The sequence below is a fragment of the Streptomyces tricolor genome (assembly GCF_002155905.1).
In the GTDB taxonomy this organism is placed as follows: domain Bacteria; phylum Actinomycetota; class Actinomycetes; order Streptomycetales; family Streptomycetaceae; genus Streptomyces; species Streptomyces tricolor.
On sequence record NZ_MUMF01000350.1, the window covers coordinates 1 to 6,896 of the forward strand.

7 protein-coding genes are annotated in these 6,896 nt (G+C 72.7%); 5 read left to right on the plus strand and 2 right to left on the minus strand.

What is annotated here, in order from left to right; all coding sequences use genetic code 11:
- A partial coding sequence (locus CCN44_RS24240) for an MscL family protein (protein WP_143649940.1) occupies nucleotides 1–261 on the plus strand: 261 nt, incomplete at its 5' end.
- A gap of 19 nt (nucleotides 262–280) precedes the next feature.
- On the opposite strand, the gene CCN44_RS24245 is transcribed toward CCN44_RS24240, so the two are convergent.
- A complete protein-coding gene (locus tag CCN44_RS24245; RefSeq protein ID WP_086699503.1) occupies nucleotides 281–457 on the minus strand; it encodes a hypothetical protein in 177 nt (58 codons plus the stop codon).
- 128 nt (nucleotides 458–585) lie between these two features.
- On the opposite strand from CCN44_RS24245, the gene CCN44_RS24250 reads away from it, so the two are divergent.
- The 4 genes from CCN44_RS24250 to CCN44_RS24265 all read left to right on the plus strand — a co-directional run bounded on the left by CCN44_RS24250 (nucleotide 586) and on the right by CCN44_RS24265 (nucleotide 5,164).
- A complete protein-coding gene (locus CCN44_RS24250) occupies nucleotides 586–1,824 on the plus strand; it encodes a low temperature requirement protein A (protein WP_086699506.1) in 1,239 nt (412 codons plus the stop codon).
- Nucleotides 1,825–1,864: 40 nt separating this feature from the next.
- Nucleotides 1,865–2,890 carry a P1 family peptidase gene (locus tag CCN44_RS24255; protein WP_086699509.1) on the plus strand — a complete coding sequence of 342 codons (1,026 nt, stop codon included), beginning with the start codon at nucleotides 1,865–1,867 and terminating at the stop codon, nucleotides 2,888–2,890.
- A gap of 149 nt (nucleotides 2,891–3,039) precedes the next feature.
- The gene (locus CCN44_RS24260; RefSeq protein WP_059250872.1) at nucleotides 3,040–4,260 is read left to right on the plus strand and encodes a L,D-transpeptidase; all 1,221 of its coding nucleotides are present in this window, start codon (nucleotides 3,040–3,042) and stop codon (nucleotides 4,258–4,260) included.
- A 157-nt stretch (nucleotides 4,261–4,417) separates the two neighbouring features.
- Nucleotides 4,418–5,164, plus strand: a complete 747-nt coding sequence (locus tag CCN44_RS24265; RefSeq protein WP_059250870.1) for a DUF6227 family protein — start codon at nucleotides 4,418–4,420, stop codon at nucleotides 5,162–5,164.
- 148 nt (nucleotides 5,165–5,312) lie between these two features.
- Here CCN44_RS24265 and CCN44_RS24270 read toward each other — a convergent pair.
- Nucleotides 5,313–6,896, minus strand: a 1,584-nt coding sequence (locus CCN44_RS24270; protein WP_086699512.1) for a PTS fructose transporter subunit IIC, incomplete at its 5' end; no start/stop codon positions are given.

Here is a 6,896-nt window from a genome sequence, read left to right on the forward strand (position 1 = left end):
GCCGCGGACGGCTCCGTCAAGAGCGGTGTGCTGATCCTGTGGGGCTCCGTCCTCGGCGCCACGCTCAGCTTCGTGATCACCGCGGCGGTGGTGTACTTCCTGATGGTGCTGCCGATGTCGAAGTACCTGGCCCGGCAGGCGGACAGGAAGGCCGCGCGGGAGGGCACGAAGGAGGTCATCGAGGTGACCGAGCTGGAGGTGCTCAAGGAGATCCGCGACGCGCTGGTGGCGCAGCGCGGGTCCGGGCAGAGCGAGCGCTAGCGGCGCTCCGGCGGGCGGCTCAGAGGTGGTGGGGCGGCTTCTCGTCGAGGAAGCGCCTCAGGTCGGCGGCGCTGTCGCCGTCCGGGCGCTCGCCCCAGCCGCGGTCGGTGTCGTCCGCGGACTGCTGGTCCAGCGGGTCGTCGAAGACCAGCGCGGGCTTCGGCTCGCGCGGCTCGGGCTCGGGGGCGGTGCTCATGTCACCAGGGTACGGCGCCCGCCGGGGCGGTCCGGCGGCGTCCCCGCCCCTCGGACCGTCCGGCCGCTCCGCGCGGCTCGTGGATCCCTTCACAAGATTTCGCGGCGGTTTTCTGCTGTGCTGGGACCATGACGTCGAGTTCCGCCCCGGTGCCCGGCCCCTCGGGCGCCTCGCCGCCCTCCGGCCCCCTGCGACGGCTCACCGCGCGCGGACGCGACGAGGCGCACCGCGTCGCCTCCCCGCTGGAGCTGTTCTTCGACCTGTGCTTCGTCGTGGCGATCGCGCAGGCGGGCGTGCAACTGGTGCACGCGGTCGCGGAAGGGCACCCGGGCGAAGGCATCCTCAACTACGCGATGGCGTTCTTCGCCATCTGGTGGGCGTGGATGAACTTCAGCTGGTTCGCCTCGGCGTACGACAACGACGACGCGCTCTACCGGATCGTCACCCTGGTGCAGATCGCCGGTGTCCTGGTCCTGGCCGCCGGCATCTCCCGGGCCGCCACGCAGCACGACTTCCTGCTGGTCTGGATCGGCTATGTGATCATGCGGCTGGCGCTGGTCTGGCAGTGGCTGAGAGCCGCGAGGTCGGCCGCGGGCGCGGAGCGGACCACCGCGCTGCGGTACGCGTACGGCGTGCTGCTGTGCCAGGTCGGCTGGCTCGGGCTGGTGCTGCTGCCCGAACCCTCCCGGCCGTGGGTGTTCCTCGTGATGGCGATCGCGGAACTGTGCGTGCCGCTGTACGCCGAGAAGGTCCAGGAGACCCCCTGGCATCCGCATCACATCGCCGAGCGGTACGGCCTGTTCACGATCATCGTGCTCGGCGAGACGATCGCCGCGGCCACCGTGGCCGTGAAGTCGGCCGTGGACGAGCACGAGGCGCTGGGGGAGCTGCTGCCCATCGCGGCGGGCGGGCTGCTGATCGTCTTCTCCGCGTGGTGGATCTACTTCGTGGTGCCCATCCACGGTCATCTGCGCTCCAGCGGGCGGGCGTTCCTCTGGGGCTACGGCCACTATCTGGTCTTCGCCTCGGCGGCGGCGATCGGCGCCGGCCTGGAGGTGGCCGTGGAGCAGGCGGTGGGCAAGGCCCGCATCTCCACGCTGTCCGCCTCGGCCGCCGTCACCCTGCCGGCCGCGCTGTACCTGCTGACCGTGTGGGTGCTGCACTCCCGCCACTTCAAGGTCGGCCTCGCCCAGCAGCTCGTCCTGCCGGTCACCGCCCTGCTGGTGATCTGCTGCACCTTCCTGGGCGAGTGGGCGGTGCTCGCGACGGGTCTGGTGTCCGCCGCCGCGGTGGCGACCGGGGTGACCCTGACGGCCCGCACGGCCGCCCGGCAGCGCGCGGCGGACGCCGCCGCCCCGGCCGGCTGACTCCTTCGGCGGGGGCCCCGGCTGGGCCAGACTGGCGTCCATGACAGCTGACGCATTGACGGACGTCGCCGGGCTGCGGGTGGGGCACGCCACCCGCAGCGGCGGCGGCTGGCTCACCGGCACCACGGTCGTCCTCGCGCCCGAGGGCGGCGCTGTCGCCGCCGTGGACGTGCGCGGCGGCGGCCCCGGCACCAAGGAGACCGACGCGCTCGACCCGCGCAACGTGGTGCAGAAGGTCGACGCGGTCGTGCTGACCGGAGGCAGCGCCTACGGGCTCGACGCGGCCTCCGGGGTGATGACCTGGCTGGAGGAGCAGGGGCGCGGGGTGCCGGTGGGGCCGGACCCGGCGCATGTCGTGCCGGTGGTGCCGGCCGCGTGCGTCTTCGACCTGGGGCGCGGCGGGGACTTCCGCGCGCGTCCGGACGCCGCGACGGGACGCGCGGCGGTGGAGGCCGCGGCGGCCGACGCGCCGGGTGCGCGGGTGGCGCAGGGGTGCGTCGGCGCCGGCACGGGCGCCGTCGCCGGGCTGCTCAAGGGCGGGGTGGGCACGGCGAGTACGGTGCTCGGCTCGGGGATCACCGTGGCGGCGCTCGTGGTCGCGAACGCCGCGGGGTCGGTGCTGGATCCCGAGACGGGGGTGCTGTACGGGGAGTTGTTCCGGGGGCGGGTGGAGTATCCGGAGGCGCGTGTGCACGAGGCCGCGCGCCGGCGCCTGGCCGGGGCCGCCGCCGGGAACGCGCCGGCGCCGCTCAACACGACGCTGGCGGTGGTGGCGACGGACGCGGACCTCACCAAGGCGCAGGCGCAGAAGCTGGCGGGCACGGCGCACGACGGCATCGCGCGCGCCGTGCGGCCGGTGCACCTCCTGCACGACGGCGACACGGTGTTCGCCCTCGCGACCGGCTCGCGCCCGCTCGGCACGCACCCTCTGGCGCTCAACGACGTCCTGGCCGCCGGCGCCGACCTCGTGACGCGCGCGATCGTACGGGCCGTGCGCGCGGCCGAGTCGGTCGACGGGCCGGGCGGAACGTGGCCGTCGTACGGGGAGTTGTACGGGAAGGCGTAGCGGGTGCGCCCCGAGGCCGGGGCGGATTGTCGCGGTTCTGTCACGTGATGGCGTTCACCGGGAACGGAGGGAACCTCCCCCGGTGCCGGTGCCCTCTTTCTTCACGCACTGGAACGGACCACGCACATCACACGAACCTGGAGCAGCCCGTGACAACGCCGGACATTGCCGCGCGGCGCGCACTCGGGGCCTGTGCCGCCCTGATCGTCGGCGCCCTCACCCTGACCGCGTGCGGCGGCAGCGCCAACGCCGACAACGCCGACGGCAAGGGCGGCAAGGACTCCCCGAAGACGTCGACGGCGAAGATCGCGATCTCGGCCAAGGACGGTTCGACGGGGGCGTCCATCAACGCCACCGGGGTGAAGGTCAGCGACGGCAAGCTGACCGACGTGAAGATGACCGTGGCGGGGTCGGGGGAGACCGTGCCGGGGGCGATATCGGCGGACGGCAGCACCTGGAAGCCGAAGGAGCAGCTGGAGCGCGGGACCAAGTACCAGATATCCGCGACCGCGAAGGACGGCGAGGGGCGCCCGGCGGCGGCCAACTCCATCTTCACCACCGTCAGCTCGGCGAACAGCTTCATCGGCACCTACACGCCGGACAACGGCACGACGGTCGGGGTGGGCATGCCGGTGTCGTTCACCTTCGACAAGTCCATCACCGACAAGAAGGCCGTGCAGTCGCACATCTCGGTCAACTCCAGCAGCGGCCAGCAGGTGGTCGGGCACTGGTTCGGGGACCGGCGGCTCGACTTCCGGCCGCAGGAGTACTGGAAGGCCGGCTCCAAGGTCACGCTGAAGATCGACCTGGACGGCGTGCAGGGCGCGAAGGGCGTCTACGGGGTGCAGAAGAAGACCGTCTCCTTCACCGTCGGGCGGTCGCAGGTCTCCACGGTCGACGCCAACACCCAGACCATGACGGTCGTGCGGGACGGCAAGACCCTCAAGACGGTGCCGATCTCGGCGGGCAGCGCGCAGCACACCACCTACAACGGGCAGATGGTGATCTCCGAGAAGTTCGTGCAGACCCGCATGAACGGCTCGACGGTCGGCTTCGGCGGCGAATACGACATCCCGGACGTGCCGCACGCGATGCGGCTGACGACGTCGGGGACGTTCCTGCACGGCAACTACTGGTACAACAAGGGCAACCCGCCGTTCGGGCGGCAGGGCACCAGCCACGGCTGCGTGGGCCTCGCGGACGTGCAGGGCGCGCAGGGCGACACGCAGGCCAAGTGGTTCTACGACAACTCGCTCGTCGGGGACGTCGTGATCGTGAAGAACTCCCCCGACACCACGGTCGCCCCCGACAACGGCCTCAACGGCTGGAACATGTCCTGGAGCGCCTGGACCGCCGGAAGCGCCGTCTGACCGGCGGGTTTTGACAGGAAACCGGGCCGCGCGGGAACTTTTCGCGCGGCCCGCGCGTTTTCCTGGCGGACGTTTTCTCGGTTCCCGGACACGATGTCCGACCGAGGGGCTACGGTATGCACCCACAAGGTGACATGCAGCAACGCCGGGAGATGCCTTGAGCGTTCCGTACGAGACCGCAGCGTACGAACCAGCCGAGTCGCCCGAGTCTCCTGAGGAGCATCTCGCGCGACTCCTCGGCCGTGCCCTGAACTCGTTCGAACTGCCCGACGAGGTGATACGGCGCCTCGAATGCGCGCTGGCGCACGACAGTTCGCTGCACTCCGCGTACCACAGCGCGGGGCTGCACCGGGAGACGTACCGGCACACCTGGCTGCTCGCCGACGGCTCGGCGGTCACCCTGTGGGAGCTGGTGCACAACCCCACGCCCGGCAGCGCCGCGGAGCACGAGGTGTACGTCGACGAGGAGGAACTCCAGGCCGCCACGGCCCGGCTCGGGCTGCCGCCCGACACGCGGGACGTCGAGCTGCCCGCGATGATGCGGCTGTGGGCGATCCCCGAGCCCCGGCACGTGTTCGCCTCCGACGACTCGGCGGACCACGCGCGCCGGCTGCTGCGCCGCGCGGAGAACCCCGACCGGCCCGGCGCCCGGACGGCGGCACTGCTGGCGACGGCGACCGCGCACCAGATCACGCAGGCCTTCGGCCGCCCCGGGCGGGCCGGCCGGACGGGGCTGAGCTACGCGCTGTACGAGCACGCCTTCCTGCTGCCGGACGGGACCGAGATCTCCCTGTGGGAGGTCGAGCACACGGCGACACCCGACGGCCGGCACATGTGCGAGGTGTACATGTCGGAGGACGCGGCCCGGGACGCGATGGAGCGGCGCGCGGCACGGCAGGGGTAGCGGCCGGTACGCGCGGGATGCCGTGGACAGCGCGGTGCCGCACGCCGCGAGCGGGCACGGCACGCGCGCGGATACGGCACGGTCCGGGGCCGGAGTCCCGGACCGTGCCGCGTAGCCGCCGCAGCCGCCGTGGCCGGTGGTGCGGCGGTCAGGCCGCCACCGGCTGCTTGGTCCCCTTCGGTGCGGCGGCCGACTGCTCGGCCGGGTCGGTGGCCGCGGACTCGGGGCTCGGCCTGCGCATGCCCTTCAGGAGGACCACCAGGGCGGTGGTGACGCAGACGCCGGCCGCGATGGCCACCAGGTACAGCAGCGGGTTGCCGATCAGCGGGACCACGAAGATGCCGCCGTGCGGGGCGCGCAGGGTGGCGCCGAAGCCCATCGACAGGGCGCCGGTGAGCGCGCCGCCCGCCATCGCGGACGGGATCACCCGCAGCGGGTCGGCCGCCGCGAACGGGATCGCGCCCTCGGAGATGAAGGACGCGCCCAGGACCCACGCGGCCTTGCCGTTCTCGCGCTCGGTCGGGGTGAACAGCTTGCCGCGCACGGTGGTGGCCAGCGCCATCGCCAGCGGCGGGACCATGCCGGCCGCCATCACCGCGGCCATGATCTTCATGGCGGAGTCGCTGGGCGTGGCGACGGCGATGCCGGCGGTGGCGAAGGTGTAGGCGACCTTGTTGACCGGTCCTCCCAGGTCGAAGCACATCATCAGGCCGAGCAGGGCCCCGAGCAGGATGGCGTTGGTGCCGGTGAGACCGCTCAGCCAGTCGGTCAGGCCCTTCTGAGCACTGGCGATGGGCTTGCCGATCACCACGAACATCAGGAACCCGACGATCCCCGAGGAGATCAGCGGGATCACCACGACCGGCATGATCCCGCGCAGCGCCGCCGGGATCTCGATCCTCTGGATGGCCATCACCACGCCGCCGGCGAGGAGACCGGCGGCCAGGCCGCCGAGGAAGCCCGCGTTGATGGTGAGGGAGATCGCGCCGCCCACGAAACCGGGCACCAGGCCGGGCCGGTCCGCCATGCCGTAGGCGATGTACCCGGCGAGGACCGGGACGAGGAAGCCGAAGGCCACGCCGCCGATCTGGAACAGCAGGGCGCCCCAGCTGTCGGCCTGGGTCCACACGAAGTGGTCCATGACCGACGGCGCCTTGTTGATCTTGTAGCCGCCGATCGCGAAGCCCAGGGCGATGAGGAGGCCGCCCGCGGCGACGAACGGGACCATGTAGCTGACGCCGGACATGAGCCACTTGCGGAGCTTGGTGCCGTAGCCCTCGGTGGAGTCGCCCGCGCGCTCGACCGGCGTGCCGGACGGTGCGTGCGCCGGGGCGCTCGCCTCACCGCGCGCCGCCTTCTGGCGGACCTCCGCGATGAGTTCGGCGGGGCGGTTGATGCCCGCCTTCACGCCCACGTCGACGGTCGGCTTGCCCGCGAAGCGGTCCTTGTCGCGGACGGGGACGTCGTGCGCGAAGATCACGCCGTCCGCCGCCGCGATCACCGCCGGGTCCAGCCGGGCGAAGCCGGCCGAGCCCTGCGTCTCGACGACCAGCTCGACCCCCGCCTCACGGCCGGCGTTCTCCAGCGACTCGGCCGCCATGTAGGTGTGGGCGATGCCGGTGGGGCAGGACGTGACGGCGACGATCCGGAAGGGGCGCTCGCCGGAGGCGGGGCCGGCGGCCGGCACCGGGGCGGATCCGTCCGTGCCCGTCGCCGCGGCCGGGGCCGGGGC

Excerpts from the sequence above, each read along its gene's own strand:
- CCN44_RS24245 (WP_086699503.1), bottom strand. The coding sequence starts at position 457 with ATGAGCACCGCCCCCGAGCCCGAGCCGCGCGAGCCGAAGCCCGCGCTG.
- CCN44_RS24250 (WP_086699506.1), top strand. The coding sequence starts at position 586 with ATGACGTCGAGTTCCGCCCCGGTGCCCGGCCCCTCGGGCGCCTCGCCG.
- CCN44_RS24255 (WP_086699509.1), top strand. The coding sequence starts at position 1,865 with ATGACAGCTGACGCATTGACGGACGTCGCCGGGCTGCGGGTGGGGCAC.